Consider the following 2093-nt stretch of genomic DNA (forward strand, 5'->3'; position numbering starts at 1 on the left):
GACGTGCACGCCCGCGCGGGCGGGGGCACAATCGAGCGGGTGACCGTCTCCGAGCTCGACCGCGGCGTCGCGCACCCGCTGCCCCGACGCATCGCGGTGTTGTCCTTCCACACCTCCCCGCTCGCCCAACCGGGCACGGGCGACGCCGGCGGACTCAACGTCTACGTCCTGCAGACCGCCCGCCGGCTGGCCCGCCGCGGCGTGGAGGTCGAGATCTTCACCCGTGCCACCCACTCCTCCCAGCCGCCCGTCGAGGAGGCCGGCGACGGCGTGCTCGTCCGCAACATCGTCGCCGGACCGTTCGAGGGCCTACGCAAGGAGGATCTGCCCACGCAGCTGTGCCCGTTCGTCGCGGGCGTCATGCGCGCCGAGGCCGGGCACGCGCCGGGGCACTATGACCTCATCCACTCGCACTACTGGCTGTCCGGGCAGGCCGGGCTGGTGGCGTCCGAGCACTGGGGCGTGCCGCTCGTGCACACCGCGCACACGCTCGCCGAGGTCAAGAACTCCGTGCTCGCCGCCGGTGACACGCCCGAGCCCGAGTCGCGGCGGATAGGGGAACAGCAGATCGTCGACGCCGCGCACCGCCTGGTCGTCAACACCGTCGGCGAGCGCGACGAACTCGTCCGCTTCTACGACGCCGACCCGGCGGACATCGACGTCGTCTCGCCCGGCGCCGACCTCGACCAGTACACGCCCGGCACACAGCGCGGCACCGAGCGGGCTCGCCGCGCGCTGGGGCTGGCGCAGAAGTCCGAGGTCATCGCTTTTGTCGGCCGCATCCAGCCGCTCAAGGCCCCCGACGTGATCGTCCGCGCGCTCGCCGAGATCGTGCGCACCCAGCCGCACCGCGACGTCCGCCTGCTGGTCGTGGGCGGGCCGAGCGGGTCCGGGCTCGAGCGGCCGCGGTCGCTCATGGAGCTCGCCGACGAGCTGGGCGTGGCCGACCGCGTGAGCTTCCTCGCGCCGCGCCCGCCGTCGGAGCTGGTGGACGTGTACCGCGCCGCGGACATCGTGGCGGTGCCGTCGTACTCGGAGTCGTTCGGGCTCGTCGCGCTCGAGGCGCAGGCGTGCGGGACGCCCGTGGTCGCCGCCGCGGTGGGCGGGCTGCCGACGGCCGTCGCCGACGGCCGCACCGGGCTCACCGTGGACGGGCACGACCCGCGTCGGTGGGCGGACGTGTTGGCGGGACTACTCGACGACGACGAGCTGCGCCTGTCCATGTCGCGGGCCGCCCCGGTGCACGCCTCCGGGTTCAGCTGGGACTCGACGGCCGACGGACTGCTGGGGTCGTACGCGGGCACGATGGCCGCCTACCGGGCCCGGCGTGCGGAGGCGGCGGCGTCCTGATCGCATCCGGGGGTGTGGGGGCGGCGGCGTCCTGACCGCGCCCGGGCCGCTCCGGCCATCCGCCGCGGCGCGGGCGCCGAACCCCCGGTGGGCGTCGTTCGAGTAGACAGAAGGTCGAGTAGACACGAGGGACGACGCGCCCCACCGCCGAAGGAGCCCCACCATGAGCGACGAGAACCGCGAGCCCGACTTCGACCAGCCCACCGTGGACCGGATCCACGACTTCCTCGTGGAGCGGGAGATCGAGTCCACGCTGGCCGACGGCCACACGTTCGTCGTGCAGCTGCCGGGGGAGAAGCGGCTCAAGACCGCCTGCCATCTCACGGTGAACAAGGAGAGCGTGCGCGTCGAGGCATTCGTGTGCCGCAACCCGGACGAGGACTTCGAGAAGGTCTACAAGTACCTCCTGCGCCGCAATCGTCGGCTGTACCAGGTGGCGTACACGCTGGACAACAACGGCGACATCTACCTCGTCGGCCGGATGCCGCTCATCGCGGTGACCGAGGAGGAGCTCGATCGCGTGCTGGGTCAGGTGCTCGAGGCCGCCGACCACGACTTCAACATCATCCTCGAGACCGGCTTCCACACGTCGATCCGCCGCGAATGGGAGTGGCGGGTCTCGCGCGGTGAGCCGCTGCGCAACCTCGACGCGTTCCGCCACCTCACCGAGGACCTGCCCCAGCCGGAGTAGGCGGCCGGCGCCCGCCGCCTACTCCGGCTGGGGCAGGTCCTCGGTGAGGTGG

General features: G+C 72.7%; 2 protein-coding genes. Both read left to right on the plus strand.

All coding sequences use genetic code 11. From position 1 onward, the window contains the following. The first annotated feature begins 39 nt into the window (after positions 1–39). Positions 40–1350 carry a D-inositol-3-phosphate glycosyltransferase gene (mshA, locus tag KHA85_RS16350; RefSeq protein ID WP_213186615.1) on the plus strand — a complete coding sequence of 437 codons (1311 nt, stop codon included), beginning with the start codon at positions 40–42 and terminating at the stop codon, positions 1348–1350. A 163-nt stretch (positions 1351–1513) separates the two neighbouring features. Further along, positions 1514–2041, plus strand: coding sequence for a type III secretion system chaperone family protein (locus KHA85_RS16355; RefSeq protein WP_236885832.1), 528 nt, complete (start codon positions 1514–1516; stop codon positions 2039–2041). The last annotated feature ends 52 nt before the right edge of the window (positions 2042–2093 follow it).

The organism is Dietzia massiliensis, assembly GCF_018390595.1.
GTDB lineage: Bacteria > Actinomycetota > Actinomycetes > Mycobacteriales > Mycobacteriaceae > Dietzia > Dietzia massiliensis.